Here is a 16,635-nt window from a genome sequence, read left to right on the forward strand (position 1 = left end):
AGCATTTGATTTCGTTCCGATTGTACACGGATTTAAATTGAAAATGAAAAATCGTATTAATCGTTGTTGGTGCACGAAAAATGCCTACAAATCATGTACTTGCCACGGTTTTTACACATGCACGGTACGTGCGTAATGTGTGTGGTTTTTTGTACCGGGGGTGCCTGTTTTATAGGCACGCGGAAAACGTGATATCCGGGTGCACACCCCCTCCGGAAATGAGTCGCGGATTTGATTTATCCAAGTGAATGAGCCAAGATTCAACGGCGCACATCCGCGAGTATTTCCCATCACCACCCATCGAAAGGAAGATCCGAAATGAGTCAACAAGTGACATCAGAACCGAAAGCCCGAGGCCGTGGACGGGCGGTGTCGATCGACGCGAAAATTGCCGAGATCGAAGAGCAACTGAAGGTGCTAAAGGAGAAGAAGCGGCTGGAAGATAAAGCAGCCCTGGACAAGAACAGAAAGGCAATCCTCGATCTTTTCAAGAGCGAGGGAATCGACACCGTTGACGTGGCCAGCTGGGACAAGGCCATGCCACAGATTCGGAAAGCACTCGGGGTACCAACTGGTGGATCGGGGAACGTTGCGGCCGGCGCGCCGCTTTCAGGTAGTGAGTGATTTTTCTCTCGGTCACTCATCCGGTTGCCGGATAGCTCATCGGCCCGGCAGGTGTTTGAGGCTCGGCCGCTCGGACGAGTAGCGCTAGTGCGCTGCGAGACGGAGCGGCCGATTTCATTTTGAGCACGGGTGCTCAAAATCTAGAGTGCGGTCGAAAGCTCACGCTGGGCAGCAGACGCGATTGAGGCAAACCCAACCGGGAAGCTACACCAATAGCAAGCTCGCTATGGGTGAATCGGCAGGAATGACGCGAAGTATTAGCCGAAGGCTAAATGCCTCTCCACCGCCGACAAATGCGTAGGGCGCGGTTTATGGAGATTGCGGGAGATCAGGCGAGCGGCGCCAGCGCGCCGTGAGGCAGATCGTACGATCCGCATTGAGCATTCCTGCTCAATGCCAAGAAAGGAGGTCCGCGCACCGGCCCCTCCCGTTTGCCGTAGAAATTGCCGGAGATCCGGCATAGGGCATCAACGTAACGAACCGTTAATTGCTGTCTCGAGACTCGCTCGGGCGAACTCGCCAAGCTCGGCAAGTGCAACACTCTCGCGTTTTTCGTAGATCATCTGACCATAGTGATCACCCAGTGCCGCCGCTTGCTCGCATATCGCGTAGTCATAGCCAGTTGGGTTCACCTTCAGCCAAAAGTTGATGGCCTGCTCGATCTCGGTCATGGTCACGATGCTGTTCACGGTATCACCTCGCTTCGCACGATTTAGCGGTAATTTCAGTAGCCCAGCCAGTCGCGGGCGGATTTCAAGTTTGCCGGGATGACGGAGCGCTCGACAAACGAATCTCCCTCCGCCGGAACGCATAGAACGGCGACGGTCAGGGTTCCGTCTCCATTGTCGATGGTCGGCTCTGCCGGATAATGGTCGTCAATCCATTTGACGAGGCGGGTCACCTCATCCGAGCCTTTCCGCACAGCGGGTGCCGGATAGAAATGCTGTTCTGCCAATTGCCACGCTTCTTCCTCAGTTTCTGCCAATGGAATATCTCCAATGGTGGCCTCCTGCGGCGAATCCGCCAGCGCAGACACAAACCACTTCTCTTTATTGTCGCGTTCGTCGTCCTGGAAGGGATTGCCCCACCAGTTGGTGCCGAACACGGCACCAACTTGGTAAACAGCAACCCCTTGCTCAATTAGCTTTCGACGCTTCAAGTGGTGCTCCAATTCATAGCCCCACAAGAACGCGTTCTCCAAGCACGGCGCGTCGCTAAGTTGGAGCGGGCAATCCCGGCCAGCGCCTGCGAGGTAGGCACGCTGCCCACACAGTTCCGCCAATTCTTGCGCCTGCAAATTCAAGCAATCCCCACCGCTCGAATCTGTGATCGCAAGGCACTTCCCGAGGGCAAAAGTCACGCGTGCCTGTAAGGCGAGGTCGAGATATTTCGTCATTTCCGGTTTCTCCTGAGTCTCAGTGATTACTCGATTCGGTAGCTCGCTGCACCTTCTGCGAGGTGAGCAAGGTAGTGAACTGATTCGCCAGCAACTCCAGACGGCCGACAACCTCCAAAGCGGCCGGATCTTTACTGTCTTTAAGCAATTTCGCCATCTCGCGCATGGCCGGCACCGACATTTCTGCCGCACCGATCAGTTCCGCGTGCCGATCGATACGTTCGGCGGCAATGGGTAGTGTTGTGGGCGGCAATTCTCGGTAGAACCACACGTCACGGAGAAATCGCTCTTTTGCGGGCCGGATCTTGGACATGATGTTCGTTGCGTTAGCCATTTCAGTCGTGGTCAGGGCAGATCAGCGAGTCAACGTCATTGCAATACGGGCAGGCTCCAATCTCAGCGGCGTACACGCGGTCAAGGTGAGCCATCTGATAGGACGTGCGCAACGAGGGAACATCCCAAAGCAATTCCGGTGCCGAGGACAACGAGTCAGGGGCATGACCGGCATCGTATGCAGCGTCAAGTGCGGCCCACCAGTCGGTAAACGAATTCGAGGTTTCATAACGCTGCCAGCGCGCGCGAGCAGTCAAAGCGAGTTCAAAGTGCGTTTGCGGCATTTCTCTAAGCTCCAGCGATTACGAATTTCGGTTTGGTTTAAAGCTGACCGGGACCCAAGATTCGGAGCCCCTCGAAGGGTTTTGTTTTCGGTAGATCCGACCGCGGCTTACCCGCTGCCGCCAGTCCCCTTAGTTCCTCGCCCCGGCGACAAAGGAGCACGGAGCCGTCAGACTGCAAGGGCGTGCCCGGAGGCCGCAGGCGGAGCGCAGCCGCAGGCGAGCACCGAACGGGCGAGGACACGGCGAAGCGCACCCTTGTTGGCTGGCGGTGGAGGGCTACTGTCGCGAATTCGGGGGGGAACTAAGGGGACTGGCGGCACCGCCGACGCTCATCGGAGCCACCGAAAATGCCGCGCGGCGAGCGCCTTCACCTGGCCGTAGGCCAGGTCCGTACAGGTCGTTGAGCGGAGCAACGCGCAGCGTGCGTTAGGGATTGATGCCCGAAGGGGGCGAGACCGCTTCGCGGGCTCGATGCGCAGCACGAAAGCCCGGCCCGGCGAGCCGGGTAACGCCCTGCTTGGGCGTTCCCTCCGTTATGGCCACATCAGCCACTAGGCTGCAATGCCGATGGATAGCTACTTGGTATCTACAAGAAAAGCCACTCGATGACGAACCACGGTTACACGGTATAAGCAGGAAACGGCCGATCTGGATCGAGTGGCCCCGCAAGCAATTCTTGGGTTGAGTTGTCATAGATCTCGACCCAGTAACCTTGCAGGTGAAACAACTTTGCACACCGAGCCGCGTCGTGGCGTGATTCACAGAGATTGAAGTTATGGACGTGCTGGCGCGCGCGGCCCACGAGCTGGCCGGGATCGCTTGGCGTCGCCTCCACAAGAAACTTCACGGTTGCCCCCTATGCGTTTAGGTCGTGGTTGAGGCGGGCGGCCAGTACACGTTGGGCCGCCCGTCATGACGATTGATCTGATGCAATGGCTAGGTGCGCTTATGCCGTTCGCGGCTCGGTTGTCTTCATGTCTACGATGTAGACGAGCCGCAAGATGCCGTTACGAACGATTGTTCGATGACGGTAGGCGGCGAGCCTTTCGTCACCCTTCGCGGTTTGAGTGCCCTTGTAGTCGCGTGAGCAATCCGCCCACTCTTTTCGGGTCATTTCCAAGCAACCGAGCGCTGGGTAATTCACAATCGGTGGCAATTTCTTGACGATGGCCACGGCATCGATGGCCTCCTTTGTAGGCGGCTCGTAGGCGTCGACGCGCTCGGCGCTGATCTTCCAGTTCCGGCTCCAGCTCGCTGCACGGGGCGGCGTCGTGGTCAAGCTGCTGACCTCTTGCCCCGATCGATTGACGCGAAGAATCACCAGCCGCTCGCCACGCACGACGACTGTGCCGCCTACCGCAAAATCGTGTCTCGTTGAAGCACTCCCGCCTGCGGCAGACAGCATCTCGCGTTCGTAAGCGATGCGTGTCTCGTAGTGACCCAGCCAGCGAGTGGCCCATTTGATGCTGGCCTCGGTATTGGCTTCAGAAATATTCCTGCGTTGTTTCCGGGCTTCAGCCTCTAGAGACTTGATACGGCGGTGCCGAACCGGGACTGACAATTTCCGTGCGGCGTTTGCTTGAGCCGCGGCTGCGCGGCGCGCCCACGATTCGGCACGCTCTGCCGTCTCGATAGCCTTTCGCATGTTGGTGTCCTGGCGCTCCAGCGCACGCCGATGGCGTGCTTCGCTGTGGTGGCCGACCAGAATCGGCTGTCCCATCGGAATTCCGGCGACGCTTTCGCGCGCCGCCTGATGTGCCGAGTCAGACTTACGCGAGTTGCTTTCGCTGTACACGTCAAATCGCTCCGCCCGCATTGCTGCGCGCTCGACCAGCGACGTCCCCTCTTCTTCGATTTCGCTGCACAACTCCAGCAGCAGATCCTCGCGAACCGGTGTCCACATCGGGGCGACAAAGCAGTCCTGCTTTGCGGCCCAGATAAACCCTGCTGAACTTACGCGCTGGTACAGATCCGCCGGCAGACGAAACACCGAGTAGAGGCGGAGCTTGTTGTCCTCCAGCGAATAAGTCGCGGTCATGCCCGCCCCCGTATCGACGTGGCGAGGTTCTGCGCCTGCAATGGGGTGAGCCTCGGGGGGTGCGGGGGGAACGCCCGCGTTTTCGACGTTGAGTGCCGGGGTTTCGTTGTGAGTGATTGGGATGGTCATAACTCTCCTTTCTGTTTCGACTGGTTGAACCTGCAATGTGGAGCCGCCTCGGCGCATGAATTGCGAAAGCTCGAAGGCTTGCAAGGGGCCGGGCAAGGCCGCACGCGGAGCGCAGCCAAAGGCGAGCACCGAACGGGCGACGCACGGCGCAACGCGAACCCTTGCAAACGAACGTGCGATCGCTATGCGACGGAAAGAGGCGATCCACAGTGCTGTGAAAGGTGTTTCGGTCGAAACGGTTGGGCGTGGAGCATCCCGACGTGGGCGAACAGCGAAACCCCGACGCTCGGCGGCGGGCAGTCGCGCGCAGCGCAATCTCGCGCCAGAGGCGCGACTGTTGGGGTGGCCCAGTGCCGGGGTGGAGCGAAGCGGAACCCCCAGAGCGTCCCGCCCACTCCCCTGCGGCCATATTTCACTCGGTTCGCGCCAGGCGAAAGTCTGGTGCGGATCGAGCAGGCCGCAGGCTATCGTCGGACGGGCCAACGACTGGTTCTTGCAGTGAAAACTCTTACTTGCAGCGCAACGCATATACGTACCCGTTATCGCGCGCCGCCCACTCTTGCGCAGTGGTGAAAAACGTCATGTCGTTGAAACCAAACTTCACCATGTTCGTTGTGGCATCAAGCAAGGTCAGGTCGTCACCAGTCAGCACATGGGCGCTGTACTCGGGGTGAGCGACACCTTCGCGGGCGGCGTGTAACACGTAGCGGATCTCTATGCGGTAGGTGCCGAGAGCCCGGTCACAACGGCGGTCGAACCGGACGCTGTGCTTAAACGACCTCCCGCCCGGACACAGGCTGATGACCCAAGGTGATCCATCGGGGGCAAACCCCGCATCCACGATCCGGTGGTCAACGTTCCATGCCTCGCTGTGAAACCACGCGTACATTTCATAGCCAAGAGTGTGTGCAGCATCGGCTTTTGTCCCTTCATTCAGAGAACGCATATCGATACTCCTTTGAGATGGAGGGGACGCCTCCCTTGCGGAGGCGTCCATACGACGTTTAGCGAGAGGTGGTTTTGGCTGCGGGCTTACGCGGCTTCGCGGTCTTGCCGTCGTTCGCCTTCGCCACCTTTTTGGCAGGGGTCTTGGACGGCGCGGCCTTCGTAGGTGCCTTGGGTGCGGCCGTGGCTTTTTTCTGTGCTGCGGTCGGCTTAGCCGACTTAGCCGGTTCGACAACGACCTTGCGGCGCATCATCTTCGGCAACCACCCGGTGTTCGCAAGCAGCTTCTCGGCGTGCTTAACGGCGTCGCGCTTTTTCATCGTCACCACCTCGGCAGCAGCTTCTTTCGACACCGCTTCCTTGAGGACTTCACCGATCTGCGCGAGTGAGACGTAGGAGAGATACGTGGTCGACGTAGCTTTCCACCATTTGGTCATGTCCACTCCAACAACGTCTGCTACCCCTTCCAGTCGGCTTGCATGTTTCTCCGACTGAACGACGCCATTGATGCCAACGGCGGTGAGGAATGCGAAGAGCGCCATGCGGTCGTCCAACGACAGTTGGAACAGTGCATTCATCAGTTCCTTACGGCTGCTCGGCAGCTTCGCCTTCCATTGCTGCTCGGTTGCTTCCAGTGCCTTCGCGGCGGCAGTTTCTTTGAGGTCGCTTGCGTCTCGCTCCAATTGGTGACGTTGCTCGGTCACACTCATGTTGAGGACGCTCTCGCTCGCACCCCGGAAAAAGTGGCCCCCGGCGAGCTTTTCGAGTGCGATCACGAACGCGGCTTCCGGGTTGGCTGCAACTTCTGCTTGCAAGGCAATTGAATGATGAGCACTCAAGCGGCGGGTAAGTGCGTCGGAGTGCGGCCCTTTTTGCGTGGCGCGTTCAGTGGCAGTCGCTTCTTTCGTGAGGCGCTTCACTTCCGAGTCGTCGCCTCGCTGCTTCGCAACAGCAACGCGATCCTCCCGACGCACAAGCCCTCGCTCAATGTGAAGTTCGCCGTCCCGGCCAACTCCGACGAAAGCGCCGGTCATAGCAACCAATTCCGGCGCATACGTGCGCAGCGCGGCTTTGGCGCGAGCGATTCGGTCACGAAGGTCGTCCCGTCGTGCTTCGAGTGCTTCATACGTCTCACCGTCGATTTCGTCGTCTTCTGCTGCCTTATTGCACGCATCCTCTGCGGCGGTAGCGTCTGCGACAAGCGCATCGATGTAGGCGGTTTCCTCGTCGGTCGGAGCACGATCAACGTGAGCGATTCGCTCCAATTGACGCGCCTCGTCACCGGTCACCGAAATTTCCACCCACTGCCAGCCTTCGGCCTTTACGTCAGCGACGACACTTTCCAACTTCTTCCGTTCGAGTTGATGGAGTAGATTGGAGTCGAGGATGTACCCCGCATCCTGATCTGCGAACAGATCGCGGCGAACGAGACCACCTGCTTCTTCGTAGGCTTGAAGTGTCACGAACTTCACATGCGGGTCGGTTTGCACGTTGCGCTCTTGCTTGACGATCAGGTTGCGCAGTTGATCCGGGCGACGGTTCCAGTACCCCCTAAAGGCTTCAAACGCCTCCTCTTGCTCCGCATGTGTGTCAGCGAGAATCAGAACCTGCATCTCTTCGACCGTAATCTTGTCGTTCTCGAACAGGTCGAACAGCTTGGGCGAAACGGCCGTGAGCTTGAGCATCCCTTTCACTTTTGCGATGCTCGTGTTGAACGTCTTGGCGATGAAAGCGAACGTCCGGCCTTCGTCCGCCAGTTCTTTGATGCCGCGAAACAGCTTGGCCGGGTGCATAAGGCGACGGCTGACGTTCTCTGCCAAGCTGGCAAGTTTGGCATCCGCCTTGGCAACAACCATCACCGGCACCGGGTAATCTTCATCGAAAGGTGCGATACCCTGCGCGACCAGCCATGCGAGGCCCGCACGGCGCTTGCGACCGCCAACCACGGGGTAAACGCCGTTCTCGAATGTCACCACGAGATTTTGGAGCAGCCCGTTGTTTGCGAGGATTGTCTCGCCGTACTCCTTCTCGATTTCAGGCGTGATGACTTCGTCCTTATTGACGTTGTCCTCAGAGTCCACAAGCAACTTGAAGGGGACGTTGATGGTTTCGCTGGCTTTCACTGCTTTCATGGTCTTTCTCCTTGCACGAGTTATCAAAAGGGCACTGCCGTGAAAAATCTCAATGAATGGGTTGCACAACGTCTGCGCCGATGGCGTAAGCCATGCGCTTTGCATCTGCGATGTCCGCCGCGCTAATTGCGCAGGCTTTGCCGCAGAGCTTCGTGCCGTCGATGGCACAAAACTCGATGAACACCTGCACATAAGGACGCCCCTTGCGGTCGTTGCCGTAGAAGGCCGAAATGGTTTGCACGATTTCCATAAGCACTCCTGTTTTTCAGCTGACCGGGACCCAAGATTCCGAGTCCCAGCGAAGGGTTTGTTTTTGGTGGATCCGACCGCGGCTTACCCGCTGCCGCCAGTCCCCTTAGTTCGTCGTCCCGGCGACAAAGGAGGCCGGAGCCGGCGGACTGCAAGGGCATGCCGGAAGCCGCACGCGGAGCGCAGCCGCAGGCGAGCACCGAACGGGTGAGGACATGGCGAAGCGCACCCTTGCTGTCTGACGGTGGAGGGCTACTGTCGCGATTCGGGCGAGAACTAAGGGGATTGGCGGACCAGCCGACGCCTATCGAGCTGCCGGAAACGCTCGCGCGGCGAGCGCCTACACCTGGCCGTAGGCCGGGTCCGTACAGGTCGTTGAGCGGAGCAACGCGGAGCGTGCGTTAGGGATTGATGCCCGAATGGGGCGAGACCGCTTTGCGGGCTCGATGCGCAGCACGAAAGCCCGGCCCGGCGAGCCGGGTAACGCCCTGTTTGGGCTGCGGTAGTTCGTAACCGCCACACGGAGCTGGTTCCAACGGCAGCAACGCTGTGAAACCACAAATGAGCGGCAGTGCTGCTTTGCAGCAGTGGGGCCCGCCTGTGGCCCTACTGCTGCGCGGGTGCCCTCGCGGCGGGGCGCAAGCCCCTAGAGCGGCCGCCTCACAGACCCCAATCCCTATCACTCGCTTCGCGGGGTGCTGGGCAAAATCACCCCAGGTTCCCGGCACACCCCGGCCGGCGAAACACTAGCCGGGGGTGTGCTCACGTCATTCCGCGCTTCGCTGGTGGTCTGTCATGCCTGCGAGATATGCCTGCTCCAGCGCTCGCTCAATCGTCCAGACCGCTAGGTCATGAAAATCGAGTGAGTCGGAATGTCGGGATTCGAGCGTAGGAATTCCCAGAGTGGCTTCGGCGATATGTGTTAGCTCAGATCGAGCCGCATTAGATATGGTTGGTTGTGCCACGTTATCGGTCCCCGCGTTGATCTTTCCGGCCATTGCGTCGCTGGCCAGTTTTTGTATGTCCACATCCTCGCACGCAATCGCACGAACTTCCTCATCGGTGAGTTCCCCCAGCGTGTCGGCCACTCTCCGCTCTAGGTCGGCCTGGGCCAGTAATCGAACGTTCTGGCACTCGGCGAGAATGACGAGATGGTTCGGATTCACATTCGCGATGCCGCTGAGGTAGGCACGCAAATTCATCAGGATGCGATCGATGCTCAATTTGCCACCTCACGCGTATTCGCTTGTTGCAGTCGGCGCACGCCGGCGGCGTGGTATTGCGGATCCATTTCGATGCCGAGGAAGCGCCGACCGAGCTGGTGCGCGGCAACACACGTTGATGCGGAGCCGGCAAACGGATCCAGCACAATGTCGTTTGGCCGTGAAAACGACTCAATCAACTGCGAGAGTTGGGGCACTGGCTTCTGGGTTGGGTGGTGCCGGTTGCCTGAGTAGGACCAGCCAAGCACGTCGGGCAAGGGATCGGCCGGCAGGACAGGATTGCCCTTCGCAAGCAGATATGCCGATTCGTGCTGATAGCGCAAGAAACGCGACTTAGAAGCGTAGTTTTTGCTAAAAACGATGTGTCCGATTACGCGAAGCCCTGCGGCCTTCCAGGCGTCGAAGAACATGTCCACCTTGTTCCACCCGTAGAACGACACACATAGCGTGTTCGGCCGCATGACACGTCGGATCTGCGAAAAAGCAGGTCGCAGCCAGTCGCCCTGGACGTCGTTGGCGATCGCCCGGCCGGACCGATCAACGTAGTTCACCAGGTAAGGCGGATCGGTGAGCACAAAGTCGACGCAGGCGTCAGGGAATGTAGGCAGGATGGCGAGGCTGTCGCCCAAGATAAAGCGGCCCATAGCGTGCTCCAAAGAGTAGGAAGGGGCCACACGTGCGCTCGACCTAGCGAGGCGTAATCCGTGCGGCTTGGGGATGCGGGCGCGCGACGGACGACTGGTGTCAATGGATCGTGGAATACCGCAGCAGCGGAGCCGCGAGGATATGCCGCGAAAGCCGTTGAAGGTGCAGGCCAAGATGCGACGCTCAGTCCGCATCTCTGGTCAAGCCGGCACCAAGAGCCAGGCGAGCGAACGTCACCCCAAGCCGCAGGGGGGAAAACTTAGGTGTCGGGTCGGTTGTGTGTTTGAGGGGGAGAAATCGGTTGGTGCCGTGGCGAAGCCCAACGGCTCGGGCCAGCAAGCGCGATCAGCGCGCTACCTGAGCGGCCGGTGAATGCCGGCGGCGAAGCTGAAGAGGCAGTCAGCGCCGGCGGCGAGCCGCCAGAGGCGCGTCGAGAAGCAACCGGCGCGCCGCTCTGCGGCGGGACGGCTAGAGTCCACCGGGAGATGGAGCGACGTCGGTCGCCCCATCGGAGTTACATGGATTCGAACATGTCCAACTGGCGGGCGTCGACATTGGCCAGCATCGCGCTCGGGAGGTACGTGGGTTCGGGTGCAGCCGGTGCTGTGCTGACCGGTACTACGGAGTCAGGTTGCTCCAGGAATTCGGCAAGGACAATTTCGCAAATTGGACTTACACCATGCCATTCATCCTTGTAAATCGACGTGTCGACGCCCGTACCCACTTCTAGGGTAATGCCTGTGTCTCGAAGGAACGCTTCACACTTCGTAGAAACGCAACGCTGGTAGTACTGCGCCCCCGAGTAGCGAAACGGTGCGGAAGGCTGCGGCACGATGAACGCACCGCGATTTGCTACACGCAGCGCAAGCTCGATAACCTTGTATTCGAACTCACTTCCCCGATAGGATCCGAAGTATTCAGACGCGCGGATCCGGCCGAACGGCGGGTTTGCGATGGCCATATCGAATGAAGGAAGATCACGCCACCAGTCGCCAAAGACGTCAGCGTGAATCCACGTGGCATCCGGCATTACCTTGCGGCCAACGCGCACGAACTCGGCATTGCGCTCAACACACGTCAAATGACGGTCGTCGGATTCGCAGGCAAACGCCAGCGCTCCAATCCCAGCGCACAAGTCCACGACGCGAGCGCCGGAGACTTCGATCGCCAAGTCTCTGGCCAGCCCGTAAGGCGTGAAGAACGCTCCGATGGCTGCGTTATCCGTATGTGCGCCCTCCTGATAGTGCTCGAGTACAAACATCCGCTCGTCCACTGTCAACCGTCGCTCGAGCGCGACGAGCTGCTCGACTTCCGTCATCTGCTTTGCCTGTTGACGCGTCATTTTCATTTCCGAGATCTCCTTGCCGTTGTTGAGTTACCCGCCGGACCCCAAGATTCCGAGTCCCGGCGAAGATGTTGTCTTGCCGAACCAGCCGCTTCTCTCGTCGCTGCCGCCGTTCCCCTGAGTTCGTCGTCCCGCGAACGTGACGAGCGTCAGGCGCCTGGCGGTCAAGGGAGAAAGCGCGGGGTGGGTGCGGGACGGAGCGCAGCGAAGGACACGGCCCCGCGCGCCTTGACGGCCAGGCGAATGAGGCTACGGTCGCGAGGTATGGACGGCGAGCGAGGGGGATGCGGGAGAGTAGATGGCGCTGCAGGTGAAGCTAGACGCTCCGCGCGGCGAGCGCGCTACCTGAGCCGCTGGCGGCGAAGCTGTTCATGAGGGCATTACAAGATGCATGCGACGGGTGACAGCCGCCAGAGTCTGGACAATGGTGGAGATTGCCGCGAGGAAAATCGACGGAATGAATTGAGGCCGAAGATCGGCGTTGTCACACGCGACAAGGCTGACGTTCTTCGGCGCAGATGGCCACTGGGGCACCGCCCGCAGGCGCAGGCGATGGGGAATGTGCTTCGCGGTGTCGCTGTGGCTACAGGACAGCCCAAAAATAGGCCAAATGCTGCACTTCACCAGTGTCGCCTTCGATTCGCACAGGGGCTGGGAGCATCTCACCAGCGTGCGGCTCAAACACAAACCCAACCGGACTGTATGGCACGCCTTCAATGCGAGCGACCTGGATGCCGCCGGGCAACTGAGCGGCTTGTGTATAGGCCTCCGAGGCTCGAGCCATCAAATATGATCTGACGTCACCGTCTTCGGTCAGTCGAACGACGGCGCCGCCAAGCTGAGGAATCCACTTTTGCTCTTTCTCAAGAGCGGATCTCATTACGGCCGCTACAGCCGCGTCCAGATTTTGCTTATCGAAAGCGATTGCCATATTTGTGATTTAGATCGAGATGATGTGAGTGAACGTGAGTAACATCAAAACCAAGCAGGAGAATAGAAACAGAAAAACAAAGAGTCCAAAGAATGCTCTGAGCGCTATCCGGTCAGACAGCGCAACAGTCAATCCGACGAATCGCCGTCCGGCACGCTTCGCCCGCAACCAATCCACCATCCATATGAGAGCGAAGCCCACAACAGCTATGGCAAATGAGTAGCCGAGAAGAGCCAGAATGCTTATCGAAATGTCTCCACCTACGTTGTCCGTCGTTGATTGATCGCGGCATGACACGGCCACCGCATGGCCGCCATCGGATTATCAAGCAAAGTCAGAGGATCTCCGCATAGTGTCGATCCGATAGGCACCCAAACTCGATCTCGGACGGATACTTGCGCAAGCCCTGCCGCGCGAGAGTAACTTCGCTGAACGCCCAATCGGAAAGGGAAAGGGGCAGGCGATAAAGTTCTCGCCGTCCCTCACCGTCGACCAAAATCGAAGCAAGAGCACACTTTCCATCTGCTATCGGCTGCGCTGGCAAGTTGGCGGCCCGACATTCGCTAAGATCGATCCAGACGAATGCAACCTTGAGCACTGAATACACAGCACCAGCATCCTTGACCGATGCCAACGTGGGCATGGGTAGTTCTTGCAAGGACTGCCATTCAGAGACCGCCGTTACGTTGTGCTCGCCCATGATTCTCTCCTTCATCCGCTGTGGAAAATTCAGCATAGGCGGAGATCGAACATTGTGCGTCGAATTTCTTCAAGGTCACCGCCCGAAACGCCGCGCGATGAGATCGCTCAGTTCAACCAGCGCATCGAGCTTCTGCTGAGCGACGTTCCACACGGGTTCTCTTGGCTCAACGTCGCTGACGTTTCCCTGCAAGCCGTTGGTGCTCACCAAGCCGTGCTTCCAATTTACACAGCATCATGAGTAGGAAGCCCGCAGCTAAAAGCATGAACCCGGCTCCTGGGTCATTCGGGAAAGCTCCGTCATAACTTGCGGTCTTCAGGCGCACAAACAATGCCCAAGCGAAGCCCGCTACGCCAAGCACGCATATACATTGCAACATACGGTAGAAAATGGTCGCGCCTGCGATGATTTTCGCACTCATGCCTTGCCCCGACCGCTTACGGAATAGCGCTTTAGCCTTTTCTCACGCATGTCGTTCAGTACCTCTCGTAGCTCTGTCATCAGCAATATGAAACAGAAAATCAGTATCGAGAAGCGTATGACAACACCAACCCAGGTGACCCACGTAGGCGGTATGGAGCAGCGCTCGTGCGAGAGCGAAGTCTGCATGGTTCCATTCGCAACCCGAGCGTCAACTCTATAGCTGCAATTCAGGATCTGCTTATCTTTGGTGATCACCTGCCCCGACGCCTGCAATCCCTTATTGGTCCAGATGTGTACATCTGACACGTCCAAAGCAGCATCGTACACGGGGGTTTTCTCCGAAGATGAAATTTGCGTAAACCCGAGCGAAGTACCCTTGAAAGTGATATCCCAGCCATCATCGACAAACCAGAGCAAAGCTATTACCACGGCAAACTTTAGATAGAACATTTCGTTTCTCCAAATCGCGAACGACTTAGTACGAGGACCGATAGTCAACGCCCTGATTGAAGCGGCTCTGCCAGTGTCGTAGATATTGTGCAGCGAGATCCACATTGTTCCAGACCACCAGCACATTTTCTGAATTTCGCGACGCCGCTGAGGATGTGAAGTTGTATGACCCGGTCTCTACATGCTTTCCGTCCACGACTAAGTACTTGTCGTGATGGCTCGCGTATCGATCAACCAACCGCGCCGGAATACCGGCGTTCACAAGCAGATTAAGCGCCTGCGCCGACGTCGAGTTGAGATTACCCTTGGCATCGATGACGATTGCAACGTCTACCCCACGCCGCTTTGCATCGATAAGGTGACGAACAACCTTCGGCGATGTGAATGAATATCCGGCCAATCGGATAGTCGACACCGCAGATCCGATAACACGCAGCACTAGTGCTTCGGCGCCACCATCTGGAGAAAACGCAGCCTCCACCGATGACGGGCTCTGCATCAATCGCTCGGTTTGTACCGAACCTGCGTAGACCTGTGCCGGCGCGACATCAGGCACAGGCTTGGCGGAAGCAACCGGTGCGAGGATAGCCGCTAGTCCGACCCAGCACGCGTAAAGCGTCCCTGCCCTAGAACTCATGAGGATTCCTCAGATCCCAAAGGCTTGCTTTGCGGCAAAGAAGCCGATGCCCAAGAGATACCCAACGCTTACGATCAACGCAATGATCAGAAGGGGTTTGAGCAAGTCGGCCAACGTGTTTTGGGCAGCCTCGAGTTCTTCGTCATGCTCGCCATGAGCGAGAACCCATGGGACGGCCATCGTTGCAGTCAATACGATCGCGGTCGACGCGTAACCCAGGTCGGCAGCATGCGACGCCAGCCAGGGACGATAGGTACCGAGAAAAGTCGAAAACTCCGGGGATCCTGCGACCGCTTTCGTCAGGTACGCTCCAACGGAGCCAACCAAAAAGATCAACGCAAAAATCGGAAATGGCATGTTCTCGGCTCAAGTCAGTTATCAACGTCGCCCTGGGCGAACAGGATGTCGAATCCGGGTACAGGAATCACTCGGCCATCGTTCAGACAGGCCGCAGCCGCAACAAAATGTTCGGCCGCCGCGCGTTGCGGGTAAGGCAACCAGTTGAGATGATCCAGCGCAGCTCTGCCCTCTTCGGCGAATACGGCTGCAGCTTCCTCGGGGGTGATACCGATGGATCGGATCTGGTTGTTCACCAACGCAACAAGCGCGGCTCGGAAGGACTCTTTTCGCTCAGTTGCATTCATCGTTTCCCCTACAGCGTGTAGTCGGCCAGTTCGGCCTTCAGCTTCGCGCGGCCCATCGAGATCAGATCACTGATCGGCTGGCCCATCAAGGCCTCACAGGTCTCTGCCGAAACACTCTTCTCCTCAATGATGTCGCCGTTGGCGTCCTTGTGATCAGCCTGGAAGCTGGAGTATCCCGAAAACGCGGGGACGTTCTCCCATGCCATCTCGTCTTCCGACGCGCTGACAAAGCCGGCTCCACCGAGACAGACGGCCTCATTCATCAAGCCGTCAAAGAAGACCAGGTCGATATAGCCCACGCACGGGACTTCTGCTCTCCGATTCATGGGCCGCTCCCTAGATTCGCTGGAGCAACGCGGTCAGCCCTTTCTTGAGGGCGTCCCGCTCGCGGGTACTCAATGATTGAACAACCAGATCAAGATGCGAATGCCATGCAGTTGCACGCTTAGCGGCATTCCGGCCTCGTGCCGTCAGGCTGAGGGCGACCGCACGAGCGTCCTCGCGATCGCGCAGCTTTTTCACGAGCCCTTTTTCCACGAGCGTCTTAACTGCTTCACTCAGTGTCGGAGTCGTGAGTCGCATGCCCTCTGCGATCTCACCAAGGCGCAATGCCGTTCTCTGCTCAAGCAAACGCACAAGCACTTCGCCTTGGGTCGGTGTAATACCGAGCGCAATTGCACCATCCCAAGCCTGACGACGCATCGCCGCTGCCACTCGCGAAAGCGCTCCACTTACAGAAATGACTTTTTCCAATTTGATAACTCCTGTGGGTTCGTGGTGAAGACACAGGAACATGATATACCCCCAATGGGGGTATATCAAGATTTATTAGCATCCCAATGTAATATTTCTCTTACGTATGCCCAGACCACGTCTGGCATAGATCTGGCGTCGCTCGTATTCTGCGGGGCAAGCCATTTATCGAGTGTTTTTTCCGGAACGCTAATGCGTTTCGCGAACGCTGCTCGTGTCATGCCGAGCTGGCTAATTGCTTCCCGCAGAAACTCTTGTTGTGTCTGCGAACGAGCATTTCGAACTGTCATCAATTCCTCCGCTTAATGTTTCAGCCACGATTCTGGTTGGTGCCGTCTACGTGGCGCTGTGGTCGGCAGCGGATGCCGCATGGTTATGGCCGCCCATGTCTGGGCCGTCGATCGAGACTCAATCATGCTAGGTTTGGACGACATTCAGTCTGGGACCAGACTGCTTCGCCTGGAGACGCATCATGCTCGCTGTCAGAACTCCGCTCAGGGCTCTTAGTAATTTCGCCCTACGCCTTCTGGCACGCTTATCTAGGGCGGCTTCGAGGGCCCGAACCGGATCGCGAACGCGTGCAAGCGTGCGACGCACTTCTACCTTGGCTTTTCGAGATCCATGGCGCTGCATGCGCCACAGTTTGCTCCACGCCCGAAACTCAGTGTGGGTGAGAAGCGTGGCTTTTCCCGACGACGTCCCTGTGATGACGATGACGTTTCCACGCGTCTCATTGATTTTCATTGTGTCCTCT

21 protein-coding genes are annotated in these 16,635 nt (G+C 58.2%); 1 reads left to right on the plus strand and 20 read right to left on the minus strand.

The features are described from left to right. Positions 1 to 318 precede the first annotated feature (318 nt). The gene (locus NTU39_RS00205; protein WP_257957847.1) at positions 319 to 624 is read left to right on the plus strand and encodes a hypothetical protein; all 306 of its coding nucleotides are present in this window, start codon (positions 319 to 321) and stop codon (positions 622 to 624) included. A gap of 467 nt (positions 625 to 1,091) precedes the next feature. On the opposite strand, the gene NTU39_RS00210 is transcribed toward NTU39_RS00205, so the two are convergent. The 20 genes from NTU39_RS00210 to NTU39_RS00305 all read right to left on the minus strand — a co-directional run bounded on the left by NTU39_RS00210 (position 1,092) and on the right by NTU39_RS00305 (position 15,881). Then, positions 1,092 to 1,313, minus strand: a complete 222-nt coding sequence (locus NTU39_RS00210) for a DUF3717 domain-containing protein (RefSeq protein WP_257957848.1) — start codon at positions 1,311 to 1,313, stop codon at positions 1,092 to 1,094. A 35-nt stretch (positions 1,314 to 1,348) separates the two neighbouring features. Beyond that, positions 1,349 to 2,020 (minus strand): hypothetical protein, encoded by a 672-nt coding sequence (locus tag NTU39_RS00215; RefSeq protein ID WP_257957849.1) that lies wholly within the window; start codon positions 2,018 to 2,020, stop codon positions 1,349 to 1,351. 19 nt (positions 2,021 to 2,039) lie between these two features. Further along, positions 2,040 to 2,354, minus strand: coding sequence for a hypothetical protein (locus tag NTU39_RS00220; RefSeq protein WP_257957783.1), 315 nt, complete (start codon positions 2,352 to 2,354; stop codon positions 2,040 to 2,042). 1 nt (position 2,355) lies between these two features. After that, entirely contained in the window at positions 2,356 to 2,637 is a 282-nt protein-coding gene (locus NTU39_RS00225) for a hypothetical protein (protein ID WP_257957784.1), read from the minus strand. Between the two features lie 946 nt (positions 2,638 to 3,583). Next, entirely contained in the window at positions 3,584 to 4,804 is a 1,221-nt protein-coding gene (locus tag NTU39_RS00230) for a DUF3560 domain-containing protein (protein WP_257957785.1), read from the minus strand. Positions 4,805 to 5,312: 508 nt separating this feature from the next. Further along, positions 5,313 to 5,750 carry a hypothetical protein gene (locus NTU39_RS00235; RefSeq protein ID WP_257957787.1) on the minus strand — a complete coding sequence of 146 codons (438 nt, stop codon included), beginning with the start codon at positions 5,748 to 5,750 and terminating at the stop codon, positions 5,313 to 5,315. Between the two features lie 58 nt (positions 5,751 to 5,808). Then, positions 5,809 to 7,881, minus strand: coding sequence for a ParB/RepB/Spo0J family partition protein (locus NTU39_RS00240; RefSeq protein ID WP_257957788.1), 2,073 nt, complete (start codon positions 7,879 to 7,881; stop codon positions 5,809 to 5,811). Between the two features lie 49 nt (positions 7,882 to 7,930). Next, complete coding sequence (locus tag NTU39_RS00245) at positions 7,931 to 8,131, minus strand: hypothetical protein (protein ID WP_150578423.1); 201 nt, start codon at positions 8,129 to 8,131, stop codon at positions 7,931 to 7,933. A gap of 766 nt (positions 8,132 to 8,897) precedes the next feature. After that, the gene (locus tag NTU39_RS00250) at positions 8,898 to 9,095 is read right to left on the minus strand and encodes a DUF6900 domain-containing protein (protein WP_257957850.1); all 198 of its coding nucleotides are present in this window, start codon (positions 9,093 to 9,095) and stop codon (positions 8,898 to 8,900) included. A gap of 254 nt (positions 9,096 to 9,349) precedes the next feature. Next, on the minus strand, positions 9,350 to 9,997 hold the full coding sequence (locus NTU39_RS00255) for a DNA methyltransferase (protein WP_150578422.1): 648 nt from the start codon (positions 9,995 to 9,997) through the stop codon (positions 9,350 to 9,352). A 515-nt stretch (positions 9,998 to 10,512) separates the two neighbouring features. Continuing rightward, positions 10,513 to 11,346 (minus strand): methyltransferase, encoded by an 834-nt coding sequence (locus NTU39_RS00260; RefSeq protein ID WP_257957790.1) that lies wholly within the window; start codon positions 11,344 to 11,346, stop codon positions 10,513 to 10,515. Between the two features lie 580 nt (positions 11,347 to 11,926). Further along, positions 11,927 to 12,274, minus strand: coding sequence for a hypothetical protein (locus tag NTU39_RS00265; protein WP_257957791.1), 348 nt, complete (start codon positions 12,272 to 12,274; stop codon positions 11,927 to 11,929). A gap of 334 nt (positions 12,275 to 12,608) precedes the next feature. Beyond that, the gene (locus tag NTU39_RS00270) at positions 12,609 to 12,974 is read right to left on the minus strand and encodes a hypothetical protein (protein WP_257957792.1); all 366 of its coding nucleotides are present in this window, start codon (positions 12,972 to 12,974) and stop codon (positions 12,609 to 12,611) included. A gap of 166 nt (positions 12,975 to 13,140) precedes the next feature. Then, entirely contained in the window at positions 13,141 to 13,395 is a 255-nt protein-coding gene (locus tag NTU39_RS00275; RefSeq protein ID WP_257957793.1) for a hypothetical protein, read from the minus strand. Further along, complete coding sequence (locus tag NTU39_RS00280; protein WP_257957794.1) at positions 13,392 to 13,847, minus strand: hypothetical protein; 456 nt, start codon at positions 13,845 to 13,847, stop codon at positions 13,392 to 13,394. The genes NTU39_RS00275 and NTU39_RS00280 overlap by 4 nt, the downstream gene beginning before the upstream one ends. Before the next feature lie 25 nt (positions 13,848 to 13,872). Continuing rightward, the gene (locus NTU39_RS00285) at positions 13,873 to 14,484 is read right to left on the minus strand and encodes a phospholipase D family nuclease (protein WP_257957795.1); all 612 of its coding nucleotides are present in this window, start codon (positions 14,482 to 14,484) and stop codon (positions 13,873 to 13,875) included. A 9-nt stretch (positions 14,485 to 14,493) separates the two neighbouring features. Then, on the minus strand, positions 14,494 to 14,841 hold the full coding sequence (locus NTU39_RS00290; RefSeq protein WP_257957796.1) for a hypothetical protein: 348 nt from the start codon (positions 14,839 to 14,841) through the stop codon (positions 14,494 to 14,496). Positions 14,842 to 14,855: 14 nt separating this feature from the next. Next, complete coding sequence (locus NTU39_RS00295) at positions 14,856 to 15,128, minus strand: hypothetical protein (RefSeq protein WP_257957797.1); 273 nt, start codon at positions 15,126 to 15,128, stop codon at positions 14,856 to 14,858. 8 nt (positions 15,129 to 15,136) lie between these two features. Continuing rightward, a complete protein-coding gene (locus tag NTU39_RS00300; RefSeq protein WP_257957798.1) occupies positions 15,137 to 15,427 on the minus strand; it encodes a hypothetical protein in 291 nt (96 codons plus the stop codon). A gap of 37 nt (positions 15,428 to 15,464) precedes the next feature. Next, positions 15,465 to 15,881, minus strand: a complete 417-nt coding sequence (locus NTU39_RS00305; protein ID WP_257957799.1) for a MarR family winged helix-turn-helix transcriptional regulator — start codon at positions 15,879 to 15,881, stop codon at positions 15,465 to 15,467. Positions 15,882 to 16,635: the final 754 nt, after the last annotated feature.

Origin of the sequence: Pandoraea commovens (assembly GCF_024704525.1) — a bacterium.
GTDB classification, from domain to species: Bacteria; Pseudomonadota; Gammaproteobacteria; order Burkholderiales; family Burkholderiaceae; genus Pandoraea; species Pandoraea commovens.

Coding starts and splice junctions, on each gene's coding strand:
- NTU39_RS00205 (WP_257957847.1), top strand. CDS start 319: ATGAGTCAACAAGTGACATCAGAACCGAAAGCCCGAGGCCGTGGACGG.
- NTU39_RS00215 (WP_257957849.1), bottom strand. CDS start 2,020: ATGACGAAATATCTCGACCTCGCCTTACAGGCACGCGTGACTTTTGCC.
- NTU39_RS00220 (WP_257957783.1), bottom strand. CDS start 2,354: ATGGCTAACGCAACGAACATCATGTCCAAGATCCGGCCCGCAAAAGAG.
- NTU39_RS00225 (WP_257957784.1), bottom strand. CDS start 2,637: ATGCCGCAAACGCACTTTGAACTCGCTTTGACTGCTCGCGCGCGCTGG.
- NTU39_RS00230 (WP_257957785.1), bottom strand. CDS start 4,804: ATGACCATCCCAATCACTCACAACGAAACCCCGGCACTCAACGTCGAA.
- NTU39_RS00235 (WP_257957787.1), bottom strand. CDS start 5,750: ATGCGTTCTCTGAATGAAGGGACAAAAGCCGATGCTGCACACACTCTT.
- NTU39_RS00240 (WP_257957788.1), bottom strand. CDS start 7,881: ATGAAAGCAGTGAAAGCCAGCGAAACCATCAACGTCCCCTTCAAGTTG.
- NTU39_RS00245 (WP_150578423.1), bottom strand. CDS start 8,131: ATGGAAATCGTGCAAACCATTTCGGCCTTCTACGGCAACGACCGCAAG.
- NTU39_RS00255 (WP_150578422.1), bottom strand. CDS start 9,997: ATGGGCCGCTTTATCTTGGGCGACAGCCTCGCCATCCTGCCTACATTC.
- NTU39_RS00260 (WP_257957790.1), bottom strand. CDS start 11,346: ATGAAAATGACGCGTCAACAGGCAAAGCAGATGACGGAAGTCGAGCAG.
- NTU39_RS00265 (WP_257957791.1), bottom strand. CDS start 12,274: ATGGCAATCGCTTTCGATAAGCAAAATCTGGACGCGGCTGTAGCGGCC.
- NTU39_RS00270 (WP_257957792.1), bottom strand. CDS start 12,974: ATGGGCGAGCACAACGTAACGGCGGTCTCTGAATGGCAGTCCTTGCAA.
- NTU39_RS00275 (WP_257957793.1), bottom strand. CDS start 13,395: ATGAGTGCGAAAATCATCGCAGGCGCGACCATTTTCTACCGTATGTTG.
- NTU39_RS00280 (WP_257957794.1), bottom strand. CDS start 13,847: ATGTTCTATCTAAAGTTTGCCGTGGTAATAGCTTTGCTCTGGTTTGTC.
- NTU39_RS00285 (WP_257957795.1), bottom strand. CDS start 14,484: ATGAGTTCTAGGGCAGGGACGCTTTACGCGTGCTGGGTCGGACTAGCG.
- NTU39_RS00290 (WP_257957796.1), bottom strand. CDS start 14,841: ATGCCATTTCCGATTTTTGCGTTGATCTTTTTGGTTGGCTCCGTTGGA.
- NTU39_RS00295 (WP_257957797.1), bottom strand. CDS start 15,128: ATGAATGCAACTGAGCGAAAAGAGTCCTTCCGAGCCGCGCTTGTTGCG.